Source organism: Pseudomonas sp. LBUM1658, assembly GCF_059716055.1.
On record NZ_CP166798.1, the window covers coordinates 1155412 to 1177796 of the forward strand.

The following is a 22385-nucleotide window of genomic DNA, read 5'->3' on the forward strand; positions in this document are numbered from 1 at the left end:
CCTGTAGGAGCTGGCGAAGCCTGCGATCTTTTGGCGATTTCAATAACGCCAAAGATCAAAAGATCGCAGCCTGCGGCAGCTCCTACGGGATCGGTGTCAGTTCATTGGGCTATTCGACAAAATTGATTAGCGCGTCGAAACCGGGCGTTTTACCCAGACTGGCGACAGGCTGGTGCCGCTGCCGGTGACGTAGAGCACTGCGGCTTCACCACGCTCCAGCGCCACTGGTTTCACTTCGCCGACTTTCTTTTCGCCGTCATAGAGGGCGAAGCTGACTTTCACCGGGTTGATTTCACGCTCGCCACGGCCTTTGGCGGCCACGGTCGGGATCACTTCGGTCTTGCCGTCGGCGGTTTTCAGGGTCAGCGGTTTGTCGCTGAGGTTCTGTACGCGTACCAGGGATTTCTGCTTGTTTTTGAACGGTGGTTCTTCGATCAATTGTGGCTTGCCGCCGGCGTTGTTGACCAGGGTGTAATAGTGGTCGCCGGCCAGTTTCACGGGCAGGGTCTGGCTGCCGACCTTGGCGCTGTAGTCGCCGCCAGGCATGAAGCTGAAGTCGCTGCTTGCCAACGGAGCGACTTCGCTGAGGTTGGTGGTGCCAACAGTGGCGCTGACTTCCTGGTTGCTGGCGTTGTAGATACGCACGAAGCTGGAGCCTTTCGGTGCGGTCGGGCCGTAGAGCGCGGCGTCACCGGCGAAGGCTTGCATCGACAACAGGCTGACGCCGGCAACGAGGGCGACTGCTTTCAAGGAGCGAACGGCGAGACGACGAGGAGTAGTCGTGAAAGTCATGTGTAGTACCTCTCTTTCAGTTTTGCGCCCGATCGGGCGTCTCGGATTTGGTGTTTGTAGCAAGGTTTTGTTGGCGCGTACCGGCTTCTTTGAGTGCTGCGACCCACTGTGGGTCGGCATCGCCGATTTCGTTGTTCACGGGCAGATAGCGTTCCGGGAATTCCCAGATCAGCACCTGTGGCGGACTGTCTTTGAAGGCAGCGCTTTTCAGGTAGCTGAGCATGGGCAGAATCGGGCCGTGGCCGTCTTCCGAGTAATTCACCACGTCACTTTTCAGGGCCTCTTTCAAGGCTCCGACGAAATTCCAGTTAGGGTTGGCGCTGTAGCTGGTGCCGATCAATGCCACCGGGACTTCGCTTTCGGCGAACAGGGCGTCATCAGCAACAGGCTGGTCTTCAGCAACTCGAGTGGTGCGTTTTTCCAGCGGTTCTTGTGGCGGCATAAGATTGCTGAACAGCGGATCGAGCGGCAGGAACAGAGTCAGGTCGCCTTTGTGCTGTTCGGTTTTCTCGGCTTCGGTCACGAAGCGTTGCGGCTCGCCACTGAGTGGGGTTTTCTCGGCAATCGCCGCGGCCAATTGCTTGGCTGCGATCTCGGCGCCGGTCGGAGTCCAGTGGGTGTCGGTGCGCAGGAACACTTGCTCACCGCTTTGCTTGGCCTGTTGCATCGGGCCGAGCAGGTCGGGAGCGAGGATCTTGTTCGCCGCGACATGGGCGTGGAAGTCCTGGTACAGATCGGCATGGATGCTGGCGGGGCGCACATCGCTCAGGTGTTCCGGGTACAGGCGCACCTTGGCCGGAACAATCGCCATTACCAGTTTCACGCCGCGCTCTTTCAGAGCCTGACGCACGCCTTCGACCAGCGCGTAGTTGCCTTGCAGGTTCTGGTCTTCGTTGACGATCGGGTTGAATTCCTCATCGCTGTACAACCATTGATCGCGACCGAGCACTACACCCGGACGACCTTCGTTGAACAGCTTGAAATCCAGCGCCGCCCAGAGGTTGGTCCCCAGGCGTTTGATCGGGAACTCTTCGTCGTAGTGAGTCTCGACGGCCTTGGTCCAGCGACCGTTGAGCACCGTGGTCTCGGCAGTGGTGCTGAAGCCGAAGAAACTGCGCGTCGACCAGACGCCCAAGGCGAGCAGCACGGCCATAAACAGGACGACATAGAGGATGCGTAATGAGCGGGTCATGGTCGGCTCCCTCAGAACTGGAAGTAAAGGAACGGCGAAAAGCTTTGCGCCGAGAGTTTGAGAATCGATGCGACGAACAGCAGCAGTACCAGGGCGCGCATTGCGTAGCGCGGCCAATCGGCGGCCCAATAGGCAGGTTGCACCATTGCATCGGTGCCGACGGTGTAGCCCGGCTGGTGAATGCTGTCTGCGGCATCACCCGGTACGGCTTTGATCAGGCCAGGTTGCGCGGTGGCCGGGCCATCGGCTTCGGTGTCCACGGCAGGCTTGGCTTTCGGCCGGTTGCTGTAGAAGTCCCGCAGGCCAAAGAACGCCAGGGTTGCGTAAGCCACCACCAGGGTCGCGATTTGCAGGCCGGTGAGGCTCGCCGCGTTGAGTTCCGACAGCGACCATTCGTTGAAGCTGAACATGGCGCCATACATGCGGCCGGCGACGTGCAGGTTTTCCGAACGGAAGATCACCCAGCCCATGACCACCAGCAGGAAGGTCAGCGCCCAGCGGATCGGGTTGAAGCTGTACGGCGAGGTGTTCAGGCCCAGGGCCTTTTCAATCGCCAGCCACATGCCGTGCCAGGCACCCCAGATGATGTAGGTGATGTTCGCGCCGTGCCACAGACCGCCGAGCAACATGGTCAGGAACAGGTTGCGGTAGGTGGTCAGCGTGCCTTTACGGTTGCCGCCCAGGGTGATGTACAGGTAGTCACGCAGCCAGGTGGACAGGCTGATGTGCCAGCGACGCCAGAACTCGGTGATCGATTGGCTGATGTACGGCTGCTTGAAGTTTTCCATGAAGCGGAAACCCATCATCAAGCCCAGGCCGATGGCCATGTCGCTGTAGCCGGAGAAATCGAAGTACAGCTGTGCGGTGTAGGCCAGCGCGCCGAGCCAGGCATCCCCGGTAGTCGGGTTGTGCAGGGCGAAGCAATGGTCGGCCACGACCGCCAGGGTATCGGCGATGAAGACCTTCTTGATGAAGCCCTGCATGAACCGCGTGGCACCTTCGGAGAACTTGTCGAGGGTGTGGGTGCGGTTGTTGAACTGATCGGCCAGGTCGCGGAAACGCAACACAGGGCCTGCGATCAAATGCGGGAAGATCGCCACGAACGCCGCAAAGTCGATCAGGTTGCGGGTGGCCGGGGTGTCGCCGCGGTAGACGTCGATGATGTAGCTGATGGACTCGAAGATGTAGAACGAGATCCCGATCGGCAACAGCACGTGGGTCAGGATGAACGGCGAAAGACCGACCGAAGTCATCATCGCGTTGATGCTGTCCACGCCGAAGTTGGCGTACTTGAAGTAGCCGAGGATGCACAAATCCACCACCACGCCGAGCAACAGCCAGCGTTGCGCAGGTTTGGTGCGAACTCCGGCAGCTCCGACTTTCAGGCCGATCCAGTAGTTCCACAGGGTGACGGCCATGAACAGCGCCAGGAAGTCTATTCGCCACCAGGCGTAGAACATGTAGCTGGCAATCAGCAGCAGCAGATTGCGATAGCGTTGCCCGCTCAAATAGTACAAGCCGAGAAAGATCGGCAAGAACAGAAACAGGAACACATTGGATGAAAAAACCATCCCGACTCTCCGTGTTTATCCAACAGTTAAGGGCCGAAGCCCCCCCAAACCCCCCCACGAAAAACCGGGCGGTTGTATTGCTTTGAAACTGACCTGGCGCTAATGCCAGGCGCTTACCTGTGGCGAGGGGGCTTGCCCCCGTTCGGCTGCGAAGCAGTCGTAGAACCTGCTTGCGCGTTCTGACTGAAGCACCGCGTTGGCAGGTTTTGGGGGCGCTGCGCACCCCAGCGGGGGCAAGCCCCCTCGCCACAGGGGAAAGCGTTCAGCCTTACGAACCCTTGTTGCCTTTCTCATGACTCGGGTCAAAGACCTTGGTCAGGTCACCACCGAGGCGGAAGGTCTTGAACGGTTGCATCTCGCGTTTGCGTTCAAGCACATCGGCCGGGCAGGTGTAGAGGGTGCAGAAGGGTTCGAGCCAGGCGAATTTCGAGTCGATCTTGAGATCGGTCATGTCCTGTTCTTCACCGTTCTTTTCTTCGAACTCATCAGGATCCTCGACCCCGGCCAGCACTCGGTCACCCAGGCGTTTCAGCGCACCGTTGTTTTCCGGACGCACATCCAGACCATTGGCCTGAGCAAAACTGGCGATCATCGCCAGCGGTGGCAGGGCGTAGTTGTGATAAGCGAGGGCACGCTTCTGACGCTTGAGCTCGTTAGGCAGGAAACCGTCGGCGTCGACCTGGTTGGCGCCGATTTTGTATTCCTTCACTGCCCAGTCGAACAGGTCGCGGCGATCGGTCGCGACCGCAGTGGCCATGACTGACCAGGCTGCCCAATACGAATGGTTGTTGGTTTTTTCCAACGGCAGGTTGTCCCAGTCACTGACCACCTGATCGGCCATTTTGCTGAACCAGGCTTCAATCAGTTGCGACTCTTGCTGGTGGTTCGCCAACGGATGACTGTCGGAAAACTTCAAGCGAACATAGGACGAGGCCATGCTGCCCAGTGCCCATTTGCGCATCGACATGCCGGTATGGTTGAAGTCCTTGGACATCAGCGCATCGGCCTTGGCCCAACCCGTCAACCAGCCCAAGGTGCACTCAAGCTGTTCCGGACGGCCATCGCGCATGAACTGCATCACCTGTTTGCTAATGCCACGCTCCAGTTTGGTGATGTCGGCAGTGGCGCCACGGAAGGCTTTTTCCGATGCTGTATTGAGCGTCGAGCGAGCCTTGTCGGAGCCTTCGTATTTGCTGCGAAATTGCAGTTTCTGGGTATAAGGCGCTGGCATGCTTTCGCAGCTTTCAGCCTTGTCACCGGTCTTGAATTTTTCCACTGGCGCGTAGTAGCCCTGAGGCGGACGCAGTGGTGCGGCGGCCTGTGCGGTGCCGGCGAAAATCGCCAGCCCCAGCAGAGTCGGCGCCAGCAGTTTTTTCATTGTCAGTGTTCGAGTTCCAGTGTGCATTGGTAACCTCATTGCCCTGCCTGAGCGGTACGTTGCTCAGCGCTTGGGAACACGTTGCGTTTGCATACTTTCGCTTCGACCTTCTGCGCAGTGGCACCCGCTTCCGGACCCTGGACCTCTACGGCCAGCAGGGTCTGCGAGGCCCAATCTTCGTCAGTGCGCAGTTCAAAGGCGAAACGCCCGTCGGTGTCGGATGTTTCCGGTTTTTCGATCTTGATGTCCTCGTGGCGCCCGTTCATGTACCAGAGGGTGGCTTGCATGGTTTTCACCGACGGGTCGGCGAAGCGGATGTCGACCTGATGAGTGCTGTTACGCAGGTCCATGTTCTTGCTGTTGACCATCAGCTCGTTCTTGCCGGGCTTGAGGGTGGTGCTGCCGCTCATCAGTGCTTCTTTGCCTTCGCAGCCGTTGTCGAGCAGCGCCATCATCTGCCGATAAGTGGTTTCCTGATCGAGGCGATAAAGTGGTGAGAATTCCCAGATGAGAATTTTCGGCGGCTTTTTCTGGAACTCTTCGCTGCCCAGGTACTGCAGCATCGAACCTTCCAGGCCACCGCCGGGGAATGCCACGTTAAGAATGTCGGCGCCGATGGCTTCTTCCAGGAAACCGGCGAAGTTGTAGTTCTTGCCACTGTGGCTGGTACCGACCAGGGTGATCTCCGGATTTCCGGATTCGCCGAACAGATCGCCGTCAGCCGCTTCGCCTTTTGGCTCGGTGGTGAATTGATCCATGTACTGGATCGCGTAGCTAGTGCCACAGAGTTGACCAGCCATGTTGTGTAACGTTCCAGTCTTGCCCATGCGACCCGACTTATGGGACTCGAATTCGCGCTTGGGAATGTCCGCGAAGGCCGGGATTTGCTTGACCTTCTCTCCGACGATTTTCGCTGTACGCTGGGCGCCGTAAGGGGTCCAGTGCTGATCGCCACGGAAGTAGAAGTCGTGGGCGGTCGTTTCGTCGGGCAATTGCTCATTGGTCAGCGGCGACAGGTCCGGCACCACATAACCCATCGCGGCGAAACGCCCGAGCATGGTTTTGTAATTGCGCAGCGCCTTGTCGAAATCGAACCTGGCCTTGTCTTCCGGGTTCAGCTTGCTGCGGTTCACCAGGCCACGGGTCGGCTGGTAAACCACCACCAGTTCCACGCCTTTGCTCTTGAACGCATCGTGCAATTGCTGCATGCGCTTGTAGCCGGCGGGCGTGGTGTCGAACTCGGTACGCAGGTCTTCCTGGGTCCGGAACAACCAGTCGCCCTGAGCCTGCACCAGCGTGGTGAAGTTCTGCTGATAGCGAGTGGTGTAGTTCTTCGCGTCGTGCGCTGCCGGGCACAGGTTGCAGCACGGCTCGGCCGTGAAATTCGGCGCCTGGGCCTCATCGGCACGTGCGCCTGCGCTGGCGGCGAGAATCGCCGCGGTCAGGCCCGAAAGGCTGAGTAGTTTGATCAAGTGTGGGTGCATAAAGGTCATCCTCAGTCCCGCATATCGGTCTGGCGTTCGACAGGGTCGATCAGCACAGCTTTCTGCTGGCGTACCAGCAGGTCGAGAATTTCATTCTGGCGCTCGCCGAGAATCCCGTTGAAGCTGATGCCGCTGGATTTGGTCGGAGCAAGCATCGATACCCGGTACAACTCGACGCTCAGCGGCGAGTCGATGGACAGCGGGCCGCTGCCGTTGGCGGCGAGCTCACCGCCCACCAGAATCAGCGAGACCTGGGTGTCGAACGGATCGAGATGGATATCGCGATCGGTCTCGGTCAAATCTTTGATGTGCCCGTACACACCGGTCAGGCCGTTGTTCATGGAGATGTTTTCGTACAGGCGAATGTTCACGCTGTTACGCACACGAATGCCGTGGCGCTTGTTGCTGACCACCTTGTTGCCCCACAGCAGGTTGTTGCCACTCTCGTAGAGCGTGATGCCGTCGGTCTCGTTGCGATAGATCTCGTTGTCGGCGATCAGGTTGTTGACGCTGTTACGGTCGATCACCAGGCCTGACAACTTGTTCTCGTAGCTACGGTTGTTGAAGATGAAGCTGTCGTTGACCTCACGGGAAATAATGATCCCGTGCTTCTTCTTGGTCCCGTACACCGTGTTATCGGCGATGATCAGCCCGTGGGAACGGTCATGGGGGTCAATGCCGTAGACGATGTTGTCGCGGTAGGTATTACCCTTGACCACGAAGTCCTCGGTCTCGTAGCAGTAGAAGCCGTACCACATGTCCGAGAATTCCGAACCGATGATCCAGCCGGTAGGTTCGTCGCGCTTGAGCACCTTGGCCATGTTCGGCGTGTACTGGGAAATACTCACACCGTAAGACTTACTGTTGGCATAGCCGAAGCTGGCCATTTTGCTGTTGACGATGTAAGTCTGGGTGCCGCCCCAGGACAGCAGGAACGGACGGAATTCTTTCGGCGAGCGGAAGGTCGCCGGGGAGTTTTCCTTTTCGCGCCAGCCGGTGATTTTGGTATCACGCACGAACAGCTGGCCATCGTTGACCAGGAACGAACCGGCTTCCTGGGACAGACGCAGCTCTTGGGTCTGTTTGTCGATTTCGAGGATGCCTTTGTTGCCGACCACGATCGGCAATTTCGCCAGGAACACACCCGGCGAGGTTTCGCTGAAGTACTGCTTGGGCAGCTTCTTGCTCAGGTCCTTGAGGTTGATGTAACCGTCGTCGATAAAGATCGCCTGCGGGATACCGTGCTGACGCACCACCCACTCGGCCATCTTGTTGTCGCCGCCGATGAAATCCTTCAGCGCATTCTCCTGCATCATCCGTCGAACGCTGACCTTGCCCGCTTTACTGCGCACGATCTTCGCCGCCACGGCCTCGGCGGTGTAGCCGGAAAGGTCGGGCAGTTTCGGCTTGGCCAGCTCCAGCGGCTCGATCGGCGCGCTGGTGACGGTGTAGGTATTCGCTTGTTGCAGGCCCTTGGCCACGGTCGCCGGCTTGTTCACCGGTTCGACACTGGCAAAGACTGTCGCACTGGCCAGCAGCAGTGCGCCGGCCAACAGGCTGATCGAGCCCTTGATGGCTTGACTATTCATCTCACGCACTCCTTTGGCACTTCGCATCAGAACTTCCAGACGACATCGACAAAGGCACGATGCATGTACGAGTCGACGTCTTTGCCATAGGCATCGCCGGGCTTGAACACGCCGCCGCGCAAGCGCACCAGCGCCGCAGGTTCATCGATCGACTGGCTCAAGCCAGCCGGCAGCAGGCCTTGCTTGAAGTACTTGGTGACCACCAGGTCCATTTCCTGACCGAGGTCTTTCTTGCCGTCTTCCAGTGGCAGGGCCATGGTCGAAGCCACGCCGGTGGTGCTGTCTTCGTCATTCTGTACAGCGTTGATGCCGTTGCTGCCGACTTGCTTGTTGCCGTCGACGCGCCAGAACTTGTGGTAGACCAGGCTGGCGTCGTACTCATCGTTCTGCATCCAGGAGCCGAACAGGGTGGCGGATTGCATGTTGCTCATTTCGCCACGGAAGGCCTCGCCGAAACGGTGAACCCGCGAGCGAGTACCGGTGTAGCTCGAACGGTTGCTTTCCAGGCCGTTCTGTTCGTAATCGGCACTGGCGCGGGCGTAAGCCCCACCGACTTGCCAGTTCGGATCAAGGCGCAGACGCAGGCCCATATCGGTGGCCCAGCCGTCGACGTTGCCGCTGGTTTTGGCTTGTGCCGGGGCGGAGCCATCGGCAGCTAGCTGGTTGACGGTGTCGCGGTCGCCGGACATGCCGGTGACGCTGCCCCAGTAGTTGAGGGTGTTGGTGTTGCGGTAGTTGTAGGCGTCGCTGTTGGCTTCCAGACCGAGCCAGGTCAGGTCGCCGTTCTCTTTCTTGTCCAGCGAGTCGGCGGCTACACCAGGAGTCGGATAGTCGAGCTTGCCGTCATCATGGGTGTGGTGGCCGCGCACGCCGACCCAATTGCCGGGTGTCCATTGAGTCGAGATATCGCCGAAGACATGCAGGCGATCCTTGTCTTTGGGCGACAGTTCGGTCAGGTCGGTGCGGTATTCGCTGAAGCGCTCGGCGACACCGGCGTTGGCTTTCAACAAGGTGGTGTCGAAGGTCCAGGCCAGGGCTTCGATGTTGGTGTCACGCCATTGGCCATCGTCGTTGTGCAGGCGTTGACGACCGAGTTTCAGGATCTCGCCGGGGTAAGGCGTCAGGCCGCTGTAGCCGACCCAGAATTCACGCATCGCCAGATAGTTCTTTTTGCTCTTGCGATCACCGCTGTCGGTGGTCTGGGTGCCGTCGCTGTCGGACTGTTGCAGAGTGTCAGTCTCGATGATGTCAGTCGAGGTCACGGCCTGGCCCATGGCATAGGCGCTCCAGCTGCCGCTTTCGCCGTAGACCCAGGGACGCAGGTCGAGGCCGACGCCGTTGACGTCGCCACCCTTTTGGGTGCCGAGGTCGCGGTCATCTTCGGATTGGCCGGTGGCTTTCACGTCAAGACCGTAGTTCTTCTCGTCGGTCAGGGCGGCCAGAGTCGGGCAGGACCACAACAGGGCGAAGCCCAGGCCAATGCCAGCTTGCACAAATGGATTCAACTTCATAGGGATTCCTCGCCTTCTTCTTGCAGGGCGTGCAGGTCCAACGTGTCCTTGCTCAAACCGCTACGCATGGCCTGCTCTTGTTGCAACAGGCGTTGGGCCTCGGCTCGTTGGGCAGGCGGCAGCTGGGCTTCGAGTGTTTGTGCAAGCTCAGTGGCTTGCGGGGTGTTCGTGGCCTTGGCCAGTTGGCTGAAGACATAGGCATTGACCGGGTTAGGTCGGGTGCCCTTGCCTTGGGAGTACAACTGGGCGATGGCAAAGTCGGCGCTGTTCTGGCCATTGCGGGCGGCAGTCAGCAAGTGCGACAGGGCTTTGTCCGGGTAGACCTGGCCGAGGTAGCCACGGCGATAGATCTGGCCCAGGTAATAATCGGCGGCGACTTCACGGCCGACTGCTTTCTGGAAATGCGCTTCAGCCTGTTTGGCGTCGGCCGGGACCCACTTACCTTCGTAATAGAGTTTGCCCAGCAGCAGTTCGGCTCGCGGCTGGTCGGCGGCGCGGCCGTTGTCCAGATACGTCATCATCTTGTCGACGTCGCCAAGTTCCGGGAAGTCGTAGAGCAGTTGCGCCAGGCTGACCCAGGAAGCGGGGTAGACCGGGGCGATTTGTTCGAGCAGCGTCTGCGCGGTTTTTTCGTCGGGGGCGCCGAGGGTGGCATCACCGAGGACCCGAGCGACGCTGTCCATCCGCTGTGCCGAAACCGTGCCAGCGCTGTAACCGGCTTGCAGCTGTTTAAGCAGCTCGGCCTGTTGTTCGGGCTGGGCGCGTTTCTGGTAGACGGTGGCCAACTCGACGTAGCAGATGTCGGTGGTGTGCAGTGCCGCCTTACAGATGGTTTCGACCTCGCCCAGGTTCTGGTCGTAGGTGCCCTGGGTGCGATAGAGCAGCACCTGAGCCAGCCCCGCTTCAGGGTAACCGGCAGTGCGCCACTGGCTGATCTGTTGCTGGGCATTGACGTTCGGGAAACTGTGCGGGTATTGCAGGTACAGCATCGCCAGCGGAATCAGCGTATTGCCTTCACCATTGGCGAAGGCCTTTTTCAGCAGGCCTTCGGCTTCGTGGTGTTCAGCTTCGGTGGCACCTGGCTTGGCCATCAGCAGACGACCGAGACGGGCCTGAGCCCGTGGCGAGCTGTCGACGGCCGAGCGGTAAGTCGCTTCGGCCTGTTTCATCTGCGCCGGGTCGCGGCTGTCTACCTGGATATCAGCCAGACCGACCTGTGCATCGCTGTAACCCAGGTCTGCCAGCTGCTGGTAGTTTTGCGACGCCAGCGCAGTGTCGCCGCGCTTCATGGCTTCATTGGCCAGACGCTGGTCAGGCAGGCCGGCGCAACCGGCCAGGCTGATGGCGATGGCCAGGGAGCAGAGCAGTGAACGCGAGCCTGTAAGAGCTTCGCGGGCAAGGCTCCCACAGGGATGAGCGCTAGTCAGTGGCAGGGTAGGTAAGCTAATCACAGGCATTTCCTCCGCTTAAAGACCGGCGGCCGTGGCTTTATCGACAAGCCAGTTCAGGGATGGACCGCGATCGCTGCTCACTTCAACCGGGCTGCCGGCCAAGGTGCTGTCCAGCGCTGTATCGGGCTTGATTTTCACGCGGATGTCAGACGACAGGTCGGCGCTGTTCAGGCTGGCGCTGCTGACGATCGTGCCGCGGCGTATCTGGTCTTCACCGGCCACCTGGAAGTTCACCGCAGTCCCTGGACGCACGTCGCCGAACTGGCGATAGGAGAAGCGTGCTTCAACGTTGGCCTGGGTGTTACGCGGCACCAGTTCGAAGATCACGTCGCCTTTGCTGGCGTACTGGCCGTCGGAAATGACCTGCCGCGCCACGGTGCAATCACAAGGCGAAGTCATGGTGCCGGTCATTTGCTTGCCGAACAGTTCTTCAACCTTGGACGGCTGCAACTGGTCTTCGGTCAGATGGCCCTTGAGCACGTCGAGCATGCTGGTGCTGAAGGTCGCCAGCGGAGCGCCTTTGGCGGCAACGCCGTCAGCCTGGATCAGGCTTTGCACGGTGCCGTCGCGGGGCATGGTGACGTTCATCGCAGGTACGCTGACCACACCGGACTGGGCGTGGCTGACGAAGTACATGCCGTAGACCGACTTGAAGATGAAGCCGAAGGCTGCCAGGCCGACGAGGAAAATCGCCAGGCTGAAGGTCACCGCACGCATGCGGCCCAGGGCGGTCATGCCGTGGCCGCCGTCCTTGACCTTGCGCGCCTTGGTGAAGTTGTCGCGCTGCAGGGTGGCGAGTACTTCGCCCATGGTGACGATGTCACCGCTCAGGTGCGAGGTGATCAGGTGGCGCAGGGTCGAGATGTCTTGTTGGTCCAGTCTCTGGAACTGGCAACCGGTGCGGCCGGACTGACGATCGTAAGAGCGGACCTGCAGCTCGACGTCCATGGCCAGGCCCAGGTTGTCGATGACGAATTGCAGGCGAGCCTTGTGTACCGCGCCGATCTTCAGGTCCTTTTGCGGCCCGGCGTTAAAGCTCAGGCCGCCGGCGGACAGGTCTTCGACCCGCGCGATCGTGGCAGCACCGGCGCTGTCGACGAAGCGCAGCTTGGCCGGGATTTTGACCCGGGCGTGCTGGCGCTGGGCTTCGGATTCATGCACCACGTTGGAGTTTGAGGCGGTATTCATTGGGCTGTTCATCGATGTAATTCCTAGTTAATTCAGGCGAGGCAGGGTCAGACCATCATCATCAACACGGCAACGAATATGCTGCCGGCGGAGAAGGTCATGGTCCGAGACGACCAAGTGTTGAACCAACGTTGAAAGCTGGCGAGATCACGGGTCAGTTTGGTGTCCTGGCGGGTCCAGGACTGTTGATCGAGGCGGAAGAACACGTAGATCTTCACCAGCGCGCCGACGATCTGGTTGTAATAAAGAATGATCGGATAGGCCGGGCCGATCTTGTGCCCCGAGCAGGACAGCAGCAGGGTCAGAATCAACCGGGTGATGCCGATCCACAGCAGGTACACCAGGATGAAGGCCATGCCGTATTTGAAGCTGGCGATAATGGCGACCGTCAGTCCAAGCAGGGAAGTCCACATCGACACCCGTTGGTCAAACAGCACTACCGAAGTGAACAAGCCAAGGCGTTTCATGCCCAGGCCCAGTGCGCGGGAGTTCTGCCGCAGGTTGTTGCCGTACCAGCGGAACATCAGCTTGCGACTGGCCTTGATGAAGCTCTTTTCCGGTGGATGTTCAACGGTATTGATCGCCGCATCCGGAACGTAGAAGGTGTCGTAACCCAGACGCATCAAGCTGAACCAGCTGGACTTGTCGTCGCCGGTGAGGAACTTGAAGCGACCCAGGCGCCAGTGTTGCAGCGAGTCGCTTTCGACGTCGGCGATGAAGTCCGGGTCGGTGACCACAGTGGCGCGAAAGACCGACATGCGTCCGGTCATGGTCAACACGCGCTTGGACAACGCCATCGAGCACATGTTGATGTGACGCTGGGCGAAGCGAAGTTTGTGCCACTCGGCCATGATGTAGCCGCCGCGCACTTCGCAGAACTCGTTGGTGGTCAAGCCGCCGACGTTGCCGAACAGCTGGAACCAGGGCACGGTTTTACGCACCACGCCCGGGGCCAGCACGGTGTCGCCATCGATCACTGCAACCACTGCGCGGTCATCCGGCAGGTGGCGGGAGATGGCGCGGAAACCGAAGGCCAGGCCGTCGCGTTTGCCGGTCCCGGCGATACGCACGAAGTCGAGCTTCACGTGGGCCGGCGGGTTCAGTTTTGCCCAGAGGCTCTTGACCAGCAGCTCATCGGACATTTCCACCAGCGAACAGACCACGGTGGTCGGGAAGCCACATTCGATGGCTTCGCGGATCACCGAGCTGTAGACCTGGGCGGTGGTCAGCGCATCGATACGAAAGCTGGTGACCATCAGGAACACGTGGGACGGGTCTGACGCCTTGCCGAGCTTGCGCACTTTACGCCGCAGGTGCGGGTAGACCACGTACAGAAACAGCATGCCGCGCAGAAAGTGCGTGGCCCCCATGGAGTAGCGCCAGATGCCCACGACGCCAATCAGGAAGATGAAGTCCTTCGACTCGGAGTCGAATGTGGACGTAGGCAACGCAGCAGCGATGCCCAACAATAAACTTAGATAAAACAGCCAACCGGCCGCCTGAAGTAGGCCGTGCTTTAGCCTGTGCATAATTTGTATCCGTCTAAAAGTCAGTTGCAAGCCCCAAGCCTCAAGCCCCAAGGGAGGAGCTTTGAGCTTGTGGCTTGAAGCTTGAAGCTTGCGGCTGTCTTACCAGCAGATGCCTTCGGTCCGGCCACTTACACTGGTGGCTTTGGACATGAAGCCGACCAAGTCGATGACCTGCTTGCCGGCAGGTGCGTTCTCGGCCAGGGCGCGGAACTTCTCGTCACGGTTGCCGAGGATGATCACGTCGGAGTTGTTGATCACTGCATCGAAATCCGAGTTGAGCAAGGACGAGACGTGAGGGATCTTCGACTCGATGTAATCCTTGTTCGCACCATGGACACGGGCATATTCAACGTTGCTGTCGTAGATGCTCAGGTCGTAGCCTTTGCCGATCAGCATTTCCGCCAGCTCTACCAGCGGGCTTTCGCGCAGGTCATCGGTGCCGGCCTTGAAGCTCAAGCCCAGCAGGGCGACTTTGCGTTTGTCATGGCTGGAGACGATGTCGAAGGCGTTCTGCACCTGGGACACGTTGCTGCGCATCAGCGAGTTGAGCAGCGGCGCATCGACGTCCAGAGTGCTGGCGCGGTAGGTCAGGGCGCGGACGTCTTTTGGCAGGCAAGAGCCGCCGAATGCAAAGCCCGGGCGCATGTAGTACTGGGACAGGTTGAGCGTCTTGTCCTGGCAGACCACATCCATCACTTCGCGACCATCGACACCGACCGCTTTGGCGATGTTGCCGATCTCGTTGGCGAAGGTCACTTTGGTCGCATGCCAGACGTTGCAGGTGTACTTGATCATCTCGGCGACTTCGATGTCCTTGCGGATGATCGGAGCGTCGAGCTCTTCGTACAACGATTGCAGAACATCACCGGAAGCGGTGTCGAACTCGCCGATCACGGTCATCGGTGGCAGGTCGTAGTCAGCGATCGCGGTGCTTTCGCGCAGGAACTCAGGGTTGACCGCGACACCGAAGTCGACGCCGGCTTTCTTGCCGGAGCAGTCTTCGAGAATCGGGATCACCACGTTCTTCACGGTGCCCGGCAATACGGTGCTGCGGACCACGATGGTGTGACGGGTGGTCTTGTCACGCAGGACAAAACCGATCTCGCGACATACCGCTTCGATGTAGTTGAGTTCCAGGTCGCCGTTTTTCTTGCTCGGCGTACCAACGCAAATCATCGACAGGTCGGTGTCACGAATCGCTTCGGCGAAGTTGGTGGTGCCACGCAGACGACCGGTCTCGATGCCCTGGGTCAGCAGTTCGCCCAGACCCGGTTCGACGATCGGCGATTTGCCGGCGTTGATCAGGTCAATCTTGTCTTTGGAGATGTCTACGCCAACGACCTCATGGCCCCGTGCAGACAAGCAGCCGGCACATACTGCACCGACGTAACCCAAACCAAATATGCTGATGCGCATCGCATTTACCTCTGTAATTTATTACGCCATTAGATGGCCGGAATTAATGATGTTCAGCGGTCATAGTGCACTCGAAAGTGTGACCGTCAGGCGCCACAGGCCGTGTGCAGGCATACATAAGTTCCGAGTGTCTAAATAAGCACTCAAGGTGTGCGAAACTTGGCCTTGTTGTTATGACCTGCCCTGATATGCAGCCGGTCTTCCTCGGGAAGACATTCGTGCAAAGAATTTCTCGCACTCGATAATTGACTTAAAGCCATTAAAATCAAGTGGTTATGCACTCAGGTGAGCGCAATTATAGGGGCGCGGCCATGGCCTTATAGGGGATAGTGATGTTGCCTTATCTCCCGTCCTTCACGTTTATTCCACACCAGGGATCATAGTGTCGAAGTTCATGTGACAACTTCGCTACGGTGACCGCCTTGCTACGTAAGTTATCTCGTACGTTCCCAAAGATAATCGTTACCGGTGGTATGAACGACTCATCTGGACATAGTTCCTGCCCGCCCATCCTGAAATCTGAAATTCCTTGAAATATTGCCAAAGATGGCACCGCTTTCATATTGCCATCATTTGCCGTATGGCCCTGTGTAGACGGGGGATTCATCGCTTTGGATGGGCATATGCCACTACCCTCAAAAAAAATAGGTGCCACTACGAAAAAAAGTGACAAATTTCGCCTGAATGAAAAGTTCAAAATGGTTGAGAGATATTTTTGACGCCAGAAAAATGGCGTATTCGGCGGGGGAAATCGGAGGGGAATAGCGGTCGGCGCACGTGCCTGATAAGTGACGTGCGCCGAAAGAGTGCGTTATTCGGGGGCGTGGTCGCGCAGAAAAACCAGGGTGTCGGGTTTCGACTGTTCGGCACTGAAGCGATAACCCTGGGCATCGAATTGCTTGAGCGCGGCAGGGTCGTTGATCTGCTCTTGAATAACGAAGCGGCTCATCATGCCGCGGGCCTTTTTCGCGTAGAAGCTGATGATTTTGTACTGGCCGTTCTTCAGGTCCTTGAACTCGGTATTGATAATCCGCGCGTTCAGGGCCGAGCGTTTGACCGCCGAGAAGTATTCGTTGGAAGCCAGGTTGAGCAGCAGGTCATCGCCTTGCTCGGCCAGGGCTTCGTTCAGCCACTCGCTGATCCGGGTGCCCCAGAAAGCGTAGAGGTCCTTGCCCCGGGCATTGGCCAGCTTGGTGCCCATTTCCAGCCGGTACGGTTGCATCAGATCGAGCGGGCGCAGCAGGCCGTACAGGCCCGACAGCAGACGCAAGTGTTGCTGGGCGTATTCAAAATCCGCCTCGCTGAAGGTTTCGGCATTCATGCCGGTATACACATCGCCTTTGAACGCCAACAGCGCCTGCTTGGCGTTGGCCTGGCTGAAGGCCGGGGTCCAGCTGCCGAAGCGTGCGGCGTTGAGGCCACCGATCTTGTCGGAGACGTGCATCAACTCACTGATCTGCGCCGGGCTCAGCTCGCGTAACTGCAGGATCAGCTCCTGAGAGTGATCGAGGTATTGCGGCTGGGTATAGCGCTGGGTCACCGGCGGGGTCTGGTAATCGAGGGTCTTGGCTGGGGAAATCACCATCAGCATGAAGTCGTCTCCTGAAATCGTCGGGGGATTCTAGGGGGTTGACCGAGTTGACTCCAGTAATGGAGGTTATAGAGGGATCGATGGCGTCATTTGAAAAGATCGCAGCCTGCGGCAGCTCCTACGGGACGGTGTTCACCTTTAACCGTGGACGTATGCGTTGTTCACCAGAATGGCCCAATGTACTCGGTCCACGCGTAGGAGCTGCCGAAGGCTGCGATCTTTTCGGGCGCGCCAACAGGGCCGGGGGTAGTGCACCAGATCAGCTATAGTGCGCCGCGGGTTTTGTTATGGAGACATCCCTTTGCGTATCGCTTTGCTTTTTTCGGCCTGGCTGTTCAGTCTCGGCGCTATCGCCGCGCCGAATGACGTCGCCACGCTGGACCGCAGCACCTGGCCGGAGCAGCTCAGCAGTCCGACCTTGTTCGACGTGGCATCGCGAGCGGAAATCCTCACCTTCGCCCGCGCCTTGCTCGCCAGTGAAGCACTGGAAGAGGCGGCATTGAAGCAGCGGCTGGGGTTGCGGATGATTAATCTGCAGTCGATCGATCGCGTTCGTCAGCGTATGTGGCAGCGGCTGCTCGCCAACTACAACTTCGCCCAGCAAAGCTGCGATCAGGACGCCTCCTTCTGTTATCTGGTCGAAGACCTGGACGGCCTGCGCGAACAGGCTGGCAAGTTTCAGGTCGCAACCGATTCCTTCTACATACGCTGGGCCGAACCGAGCCGGATGTTTCATGAGCGCTATCTGGACGAACAGCTGCACAAGGCGGCGTTGTTCCCGCAAGCCAGCAGCGAAATCGATCGTTTCGGCGACTATGAGCGCAATGGCGATGAGCTTAATGACCGGTTGTTTTTACTGACCTTCGACAGCGCTGCCGCCGCCTCGCCGGATAACAGCGCCTGGCTGGCCGACTACCTGCGCCAGTCGAACCTGAGCGGGACCTTCTTTGTGCTGGGCAGCGATATTCAGACGCGGCTGGCCCAGCACTCGGTGGCCGATCTGCAGGCGCTGTATTCGCAACAGTGCGTTGGTGTGCAGGGCTGGGAATACCGTTCCCATAGTCATTGGCAGGACTGGCAATACTCGATCCAGCGCAGCGTCGAACTGCTCAAAGGCAAGCTGCCGGAGAATTACGTGCCGCTGTTCCGCCCGCCCTATGGCCAGCGTCGTGCCGACGGCGAAGGTTTTTTCAAGGCTCAGGGATTGCAGGTGGCCTTGTGGGACATCGATCCACAGGACGCAGGCGGCAAGCTCAAGGCTCGACAGAGTGGCGAGCGGGTGTTGACCCTGATGCTGCTGTGGCGGCGCGGGGTGATCAATTTCAACGTTAAACAGGACTCGGTGAAAACCGCGATGCCCTGGTTGATCACACAAACCGCACAAAGCGGGATTGGCTGGGAGGATTGCCAGGACGCTTTTCGTTGAAAGGACCAAAGGCCAGCAAATGCTGGGGGAAAGGCTGAAAAACGAGATTTTTACGAAGATTTCATTACAGGCGGACTTCCGACTTTATACGGGTGATGGCAGTCCGCCAAGTGCTATTGGTCACTCTGAAAAATAAACTTCAAAAAAACGTCAAAGTACTTTTTTCTGTCATGGGTTTTGGAGTATTACGAAGACAGACCGCCGAAACCTGCAACACAGGTGGCGTCTTCCAAGACCCCTTGTGTGCAGTTCACTTGAGTCGTGCTGTTCATTTGAGTACGCCTGGTGAATTCGGTGGCTATTTCGAGGCGCAGCACTGTCACGGTATTGCGTCGACTGGCTCCCACAAAGGTGACCGAGTATGGATGATCACGGACGTAGCCCTTCCAACCAGCCAATCCTTTATGTACTCGATACCAACGTATTGATTCACGATCCAAACGCTCTCCTGAACTTCGAAGAACACCACGTTGCGATCCCTATGACCGTGCTTGAAGAGCTGGACAAGCTCAAGAGCGGGCATCACAGCGTGGCCGCGGAATGCCGTCAGGCCATTCGCCTGATCGACAAGACCCTGGGCGACGCCAGCCCTGAAGACGTCGAGCTCGGTGTGCCGATCCAGCGTGGCAAAAGCGGGCCCAAGGGTTTGCTGTCAATTCTGATGAGCAAGCGTGCCGAACCGAACATCATTCTGCCCGAGCATCTGAACGACAACATCATCATCAACCAGTTGATCGACCTGCATGCGCGCGACCCTGAGTTGCCCGTGGTGCTGGTCACCAAAGACATCAACATGCGCCTCAAGGCCCGGGCCTGCGGGATCGCAGCCGAGGACTACAGCACCGACCAACTGGTCGACGATGTGTCGCTGCTACCCAACGGTTACCACAACATGACGGGGTCGTTCTGGGACCGTGTGAGCAAGGTCGAAACCCGTCAGGACCACGGTCGCACCTGGCACCAGGTGCAGCTGATCGACAACCTGCCGGCGGTGCACATCAACGAGTTCATCATTGACGAACAGGGTTTTGTCGGCTGGATCAAGGAGATCGAGGTAGACAAACTGCTGATTCTCGACCTGCATCAGGAACCGCTGATGCACCAGGAAGCCTGGGGTCTGAAACCGCGTGACGTTTATCAAAGCCTGGCGCTGTTCGCCTTGCTCGATCCGGATATCCATCTGGTCAACCTGTCGGGTGCTGCCGGTTCCGGGAAAACTATCCTGGCCCTGGCTGCCGCCATCGAACAGACCATGGTCAGCAAGCGTTACCGGCGCATCATCGCCACCCGTAGCGTGCAGGGACTGGACCAGGAGATCGGCTTCCTGCCCGGTACCGAAGCGGAAAAAATGGAGCCTTGGCTGGGCGCCATCACCGACAACCTCGAAGCCTTGCACATGGATGACGAGAGCACCCATGGCAGCGTCGACTACATCCTCAGCAAAGTGCCGTTGCAGTTCAAATCCCTCAACTACATTCGAGGCCGCAGCTTCCAGCAGAGTCTGATCCTGATCGATGAATGCCAGAACCTCACCCCGCACCAGATGAAAACCATCATCACCCGTGCCGGTGCCGGTTCCAAAGTGGTGTGCCTGGGCAACCTGGCGCAGATCGACACCCCTTACCTGTCCGCAACCAGTTCCGGGCTGACCTACCTGACCGAACGTTTCAAAGACTTCCCCAATGGGGTACACATCACCCTGCAAGGGGTACCACGTTCGATTCTGGCCGAATACGCCGAATCGCATCTTTAAGCTTCAAGCTTCATGCTTCATGCTTCATGCTTCAAGCTGCAAGCGGACCGAGTGATCGTTACTCGACGCTTGTAGCTTGTAGCTTGTAGCTTGCGGCTGCTTAAATACTCCTTTTAAGCTCAAGCAACAGGCAAACGGCGCTTTACTTGCCGCTTGTAGCTTAAGGCTTGCAGCTGCCTCCAGGAGTACCCCTGTGCTGACTCATCTCGATTCCCAAGGTCGCGCCAATATGGTCGACGTCACCGAAAAAGCCGTGACGTCACGTGAAGCCACGGCCGAAGCGCTTGTGCGCATGCTCCCCGAAACCCTGCAGATGATCGTCAGCGGCGGTCACCCCAAGGGTGATGTGTTCGCCGTGGCGCGGATCGCCGGGATTCAGGCAGCGAAGAAAACCTCGGATTTGATCCCGCTGTGCCATCCGCTGCTGCTGACCAGCGTCAAGGTCGAACTCAGTGCCGAAGGTGAAGACGCGGTGCGCATCGTCGCCTGCTGCAAGCTCGCCGGGCAGACCGGCGTTGAAATGGAAGCACTGACTGCCGCCAGCGTCGCCGCGCTGACGATCTATGACATGTGCAAGGCCGTGGATCGCGGCATGATCATCGAGAACGTGCGCTTGCTGGAGAAACTGGGCGGCAAGAGCGGCCACTATCAGGTATCCGAATAATGAATGTGACGGTGAAGTTTTTTGCCCGCTACCGCGAGGCACTGGGTGTGGACTCGCTGAACGTCGAAGGCGATTTCGCCTCGGTCAATGATGTGCGGCTGCTGCTGGCGCAGCGTGACGGTGCCGAGGTGCTGAGCGAACAGAACCTGATGTGTGCGCGCAATGAAGACCTGTGCCAGCTCGACGAGCCTCTGGCCGACGGCGATGAAGTAGCGTTTTTCCCCACCGTGACCGGAGGCTGAGCATGGCGATTCGCGTGCAATCCACGGCGTTCGATCCGGGCGCTGAAGTCAACGCAATGCACGCGGCGAATGTCGGCGTCGGTGCGGTGGTGAGTTTTGTCGGCTACGTGCGTGACTTCAACGATGGCCTTGAGGTTGCCGGAATGTTTCTTGAACACTACCCGGGCATGACCGAAAAAGCCCTTGGCAAGATCGCCGTGGAAGCCGAGCAGCGCTGGCCGCTGCTCAAGCTTGAAGTGCTGCACCGGATTGGCGCCCTGGAACCGGGCGAGCCGATCGTATTCGTCGGCGCCGCCAGCGCCCACCGTCAGGCTGCGTTCGACGCCTGTGCCTTTGTCATGGACTACCTGAAAACCCGCGCGCCGTTCTGGAAGAAAGAAAACACCAGCGACGGGCCTCGCTGGGTGGAAGGCAAGGACAGCGATCATGCAGCGGTGGAGCGCTGGAGCAAATGAACAGGCTGGCTATTCTCCGTTGGCTGTAAGTCAGTCATCGCGAGCCTGCTCGCGATGAGGCCATCAGCCACACCCTATATCTTCCTGATTCACCCCAATCCATCCTCGCGACCAAAGGAAGAACGAAGTGCGGCCACTCGATTGACGATCAATACATAAAAGTCCAGTATGGAATTATAAGTACAATAAAGCAGCTTCAAGCTTCAAGCTTCAAGCTTCAAGCTTCAAGCTTCAAGCTTGCAGCTGCCCTTCTTCATCTTGCCAAACCAACAACAACCCGCGAGAAAACGAACATGAAGAAACTCACCCTCATCAGTGGCCTGGCCCTCAGTCTGTTGGCATGCAGCAGCTTGTTCGCCGCTGAAAAAAACTTGCGCATCGGTATTGAAGCGGCGTACCCGCCCTTTGCGTTCAAGACTTCCGAAGGAAAGATCAGCGGCTTCGACTACGACATCGGCAATGCGCTGTGCGCGCAGATGCAGGTCAAGTGCGAGTGGATCGAGAGCGAGTTCGATGGCCTGATTCCATCGCTGAAAGTGAAGAAAATCGATGCCGCGCTGTCGTCGATGACCATCACCGCGGAGCGCAAGAACTCCGTCGACTTCACCCACAAGTACTACTTCACCTCGTCGCGGTTGGTGATGAAGAAAGGCGCTGTGGTTGACGATCAGTACGCCAGCCTCAAAGGCAAAACGGTTGGCGTGCAACGGGCCACCACCACTGATCGTTACGCTACTGAAGTCTTCGAATCCAAAGGGATCACGGTCAAGCGTTACGGCAACAATGAAGAGATCTACATGGACCTCGCGTCCGGTCGCCTGGACGCCATTTTCGCCGATACCATTCCTCTGGATGATTTCCTGTCGATGCCGCGCGGCGCCGGTTATGCCTTTGTCGGCCCGGAACTCAAAGACCCGAAATACGTGGGTGAGGGCGCCGGGATCGCCGTGCGCAAGGGCAATACCGAGCTGGTGAGCCAGTTGAACAAAGCCATCGACGACATTCGCGCCAATGGCGAATACCAGAAAATCCAGGCCAAGTACTTCAAGTCGGATATCTACGGCGATTGATCGTGCGCGCCAGGTATTGCAATGGTGCCTGGCAGCGCCCACAGGCGCGTAGGAGCTGCCGCAGGCTGCGATCTTTTGATCTT

Annotated in this window: 18 protein-coding genes; 6 read left to right on the plus strand and 12 right to left on the minus strand. The window is 58.5% G+C overall.

Annotated features, from left to right (window positions below; translation table 11 throughout):
• Positions 1-126: 126 nt before the first annotated feature.
• From ACA064_RS05295 to yaaA, 12 genes are all read right to left on the minus strand, one after another.
• Entirely contained in the window at positions 127-792 is a 666-nt protein-coding gene (locus ACA064_RS05295; protein WP_497672437.1) for an alginate O-acetyltransferase AlgF, read from the minus strand.
• 16 nt (positions 793-808) lie between these two features.
• Complete coding sequence (locus tag ACA064_RS05300; RefSeq protein WP_497672438.1) at positions 809-1984, minus strand: alginate O-acetyltransferase; 1176 nt, start codon at positions 1982-1984, stop codon at positions 809-811.
• A gap of 11 nt (positions 1985-1995) precedes the next feature.
• Entirely contained in the window at positions 1996-3555 is a 1560-nt protein-coding gene (locus ACA064_RS05305; RefSeq protein ID WP_497672439.1) for an MBOAT family O-acyltransferase, read from the minus strand.
• Between the two features lie 268 nt (positions 3556-3823).
• Positions 3824-4933 (minus strand): mannuronate-specific alginate lyase, encoded by a 1110-nt coding sequence (locus ACA064_RS05310; RefSeq protein WP_497672440.1) that lies wholly within the window; start codon positions 4931-4933, stop codon positions 3824-3826.
• Between the two features lie 35 nt (positions 4934-4968).
• Positions 4969-6417, minus strand: a complete 1449-nt coding sequence (locus ACA064_RS05315) for an alginate O-acetyltransferase (RefSeq protein WP_497672441.1) — start codon at positions 6415-6417, stop codon at positions 4969-4971.
• A gap of 11 nt (positions 6418-6428) precedes the next feature.
• Entirely contained in the window at positions 6429-8006 is a 1578-nt protein-coding gene (algG, locus tag ACA064_RS05320; protein WP_497672442.1) for a mannuronan 5-epimerase AlgG, read from the minus strand.
• Between the two features lie 26 nt (positions 8007-8032).
• Positions 8033-9517 carry an alginate export family protein gene (locus tag ACA064_RS05325; RefSeq protein WP_497672443.1) on the minus strand — a complete coding sequence of 495 codons (1485 nt, stop codon included), beginning with the start codon at positions 9515-9517 and terminating at the stop codon, positions 8033-8035.
• Positions 9514-10974 (minus strand): alginate biosynthesis TPR repeat lipoprotein AlgK, encoded by a 1461-nt coding sequence (gene algK / locus ACA064_RS05330; protein ID WP_497672444.1) that lies wholly within the window; start codon positions 10972-10974, stop codon positions 9514-9516. Before algK ends, ACA064_RS05325 begins: the two co-directional genes overlap by 4 nt.
• 9 nt (positions 10975-10983) lie before the next feature.
• Positions 10984-12156 (minus strand): PilZ domain-containing protein, encoded by a 1173-nt coding sequence (locus ACA064_RS05335; protein ID WP_497672445.1) that lies wholly within the window; start codon positions 12154-12156, stop codon positions 10984-10986.
• A 47-nt stretch (positions 12157-12203) separates the two neighbouring features.
• Positions 12204-13685: a mannuronan synthase gene (alg8, locus tag ACA064_RS05340; protein WP_497672446.1), complete on the minus strand. Its 1482-nt coding sequence runs from the start codon at positions 13683-13685 to the stop codon at positions 12204-12206.
• A 99-nt stretch (positions 13686-13784) separates the two neighbouring features.
• On the minus strand, positions 13785-15101 hold the full coding sequence (locus tag ACA064_RS05345) for a nucleotide sugar dehydrogenase (RefSeq protein WP_497672447.1): 1317 nt from the start codon (positions 15099-15101) through the stop codon (positions 13785-13787).
• Between the two features lie 811 nt (positions 15102-15912).
• On the minus strand, positions 15913-16692 hold the full coding sequence (gene yaaA, locus ACA064_RS05350; protein WP_497672448.1) for a peroxide stress protein YaaA: 780 nt from the start codon (positions 16690-16692) through the stop codon (positions 15913-15915).
• A 301-nt stretch (positions 16693-16993) separates the two neighbouring features.
• Between yaaA and ACA064_RS05355 the strand changes: the two genes are divergently transcribed.
• The 6 genes from ACA064_RS05355 (at position 16994) to ACA064_RS05380 (ending at position 22302) form a co-directional block, all read left to right on the plus strand.
• On the plus strand, positions 16994-18118 hold the full coding sequence (locus ACA064_RS05355; protein ID WP_497672449.1) for a polysaccharide deacetylase family protein: 1125 nt from the start codon (positions 16994-16996) through the stop codon (positions 18116-18118).
• A gap of 361 nt (positions 18119-18479) precedes the next feature.
• Positions 18480-19871 carry a PhoH family protein gene (locus ACA064_RS05360; RefSeq protein WP_497672450.1) on the plus strand — a complete coding sequence of 464 codons (1392 nt, stop codon included), beginning with the start codon at positions 18480-18482 and terminating at the stop codon, positions 19869-19871.
• 193 nt (positions 19872-20064) lie between these two features.
• Positions 20065-20535 carry a cyclic pyranopterin monophosphate synthase MoaC gene (gene moaC / locus ACA064_RS05365; protein WP_497672451.1) on the plus strand — a complete coding sequence of 157 codons (471 nt, stop codon included), beginning with the start codon at positions 20065-20067 and terminating at the stop codon, positions 20533-20535.
• Positions 20535-20777 (plus strand): MoaD/ThiS family protein, encoded by a 243-nt coding sequence (locus ACA064_RS05370; RefSeq protein ID WP_497672452.1) that lies wholly within the window; start codon positions 20535-20537, stop codon positions 20775-20777. Before moaC ends, ACA064_RS05370 begins: the two co-directional genes overlap by 1 nt.
• 2 nt (positions 20778-20779) lie before the next feature.
• On the plus strand, positions 20780-21232 hold the full coding sequence (moaE, locus tag ACA064_RS05375) for a molybdopterin synthase catalytic subunit MoaE (protein ID WP_497672453.1): 453 nt from the start codon (positions 20780-20782) through the stop codon (positions 21230-21232).
• A gap of 293 nt (positions 21233-21525) precedes the next feature.
• Positions 21526-22302, plus strand: a complete 777-nt coding sequence (locus ACA064_RS05380; protein ID WP_497672454.1) for an ABC transporter substrate-binding protein — start codon at positions 21526-21528, stop codon at positions 22300-22302.
• The last annotated feature ends 83 nt before the right edge of the window (positions 22303-22385 follow it).

Bases quoted from the DNA above. Each gene is read 5' to 3' on its own strand.
- ACA064_RS05295 (WP_497672437.1), bottom strand. From the start codon at position 792: ATGACTTTCACGACTACTCCTCGTCGTCTCGCCGTTCGCTCCTTGAAA.
- ACA064_RS05300 (WP_497672438.1), bottom strand. From the start codon at position 1,984: ATGACCCGCTCATTACGCATCCTCTATGTCGTCCTGTTTATGGCCGTG.
- ACA064_RS05305 (WP_497672439.1), bottom strand. From the start codon at position 3,555: ATGGTTTTTTCATCCAATGTGTTCCTGTTTCTGTTCTTGCCGATCTTT.
- ACA064_RS05310 (WP_497672440.1), bottom strand. From the start codon at position 4,933: ATGAAAAAACTGCTGGCGCCGACTCTGCTGGGGCTGGCGATTTTCGCC.
- ACA064_RS05315 (WP_497672441.1), bottom strand. From the start codon at position 6,417: ATGCACCCACACTTGATCAAACTACTCAGCCTTTCGGGCCTGACCGCG.
- algG (WP_497672442.1), bottom strand. From the start codon at position 8,006: ATGAATAGTCAAGCCATCAAGGGCTCGATCAGCCTGTTGGCCGGCGCA.
- ACA064_RS05325 (WP_497672443.1), bottom strand. From the start codon at position 9,517: ATGAAGTTGAATCCATTTGTGCAAGCTGGCATTGGCCTGGGCTTCGCC.
- algK (WP_497672444.1), bottom strand. From the start codon at position 10,974: ATGCCTGTGATTAGCTTACCTACCCTGCCACTGACTAGCGCTCATCCC.
- ACA064_RS05335 (WP_497672445.1), bottom strand. From the start codon at position 12,156: ATGAATACCGCCTCAAACTCCAACGTGGTGCATGAATCCGAAGCCCAG.
- alg8 (WP_497672446.1), bottom strand. From the start codon at position 13,685: ATGCACAGGCTAAAGCACGGCCTACTTCAGGCGGCCGGTTGGCTGTTT.
- ACA064_RS05345 (WP_497672447.1), bottom strand. From the start codon at position 15,101: ATGCGCATCAGCATATTTGGTTTGGGTTACGTCGGTGCAGTATGTGCC.
- yaaA (WP_497672448.1), bottom strand. From the start codon at position 16,692: ATGCTGATGGTGATTTCCCCAGCCAAGACCCTCGATTACCAGACCCCG.
- ACA064_RS05360 (WP_497672450.1), top strand. From the start codon at position 18,480: ATGGATGATCACGGACGTAGCCCTTCCAACCAGCCAATCCTTTATGTA.
- ACA064_RS05370 (WP_497672452.1), top strand. From the start codon at position 20,535: ATGAATGTGACGGTGAAGTTTTTTGCCCGCTACCGCGAGGCACTGGGT.
- moaE (WP_497672453.1), top strand. From the start codon at position 20,780: ATGGCGATTCGCGTGCAATCCACGGCGTTCGATCCGGGCGCTGAAGTC.
- ACA064_RS05380 (WP_497672454.1), top strand. From the start codon at position 21,526: ATGAAGAAACTCACCCTCATCAGTGGCCTGGCCCTCAGTCTGTTGGCA.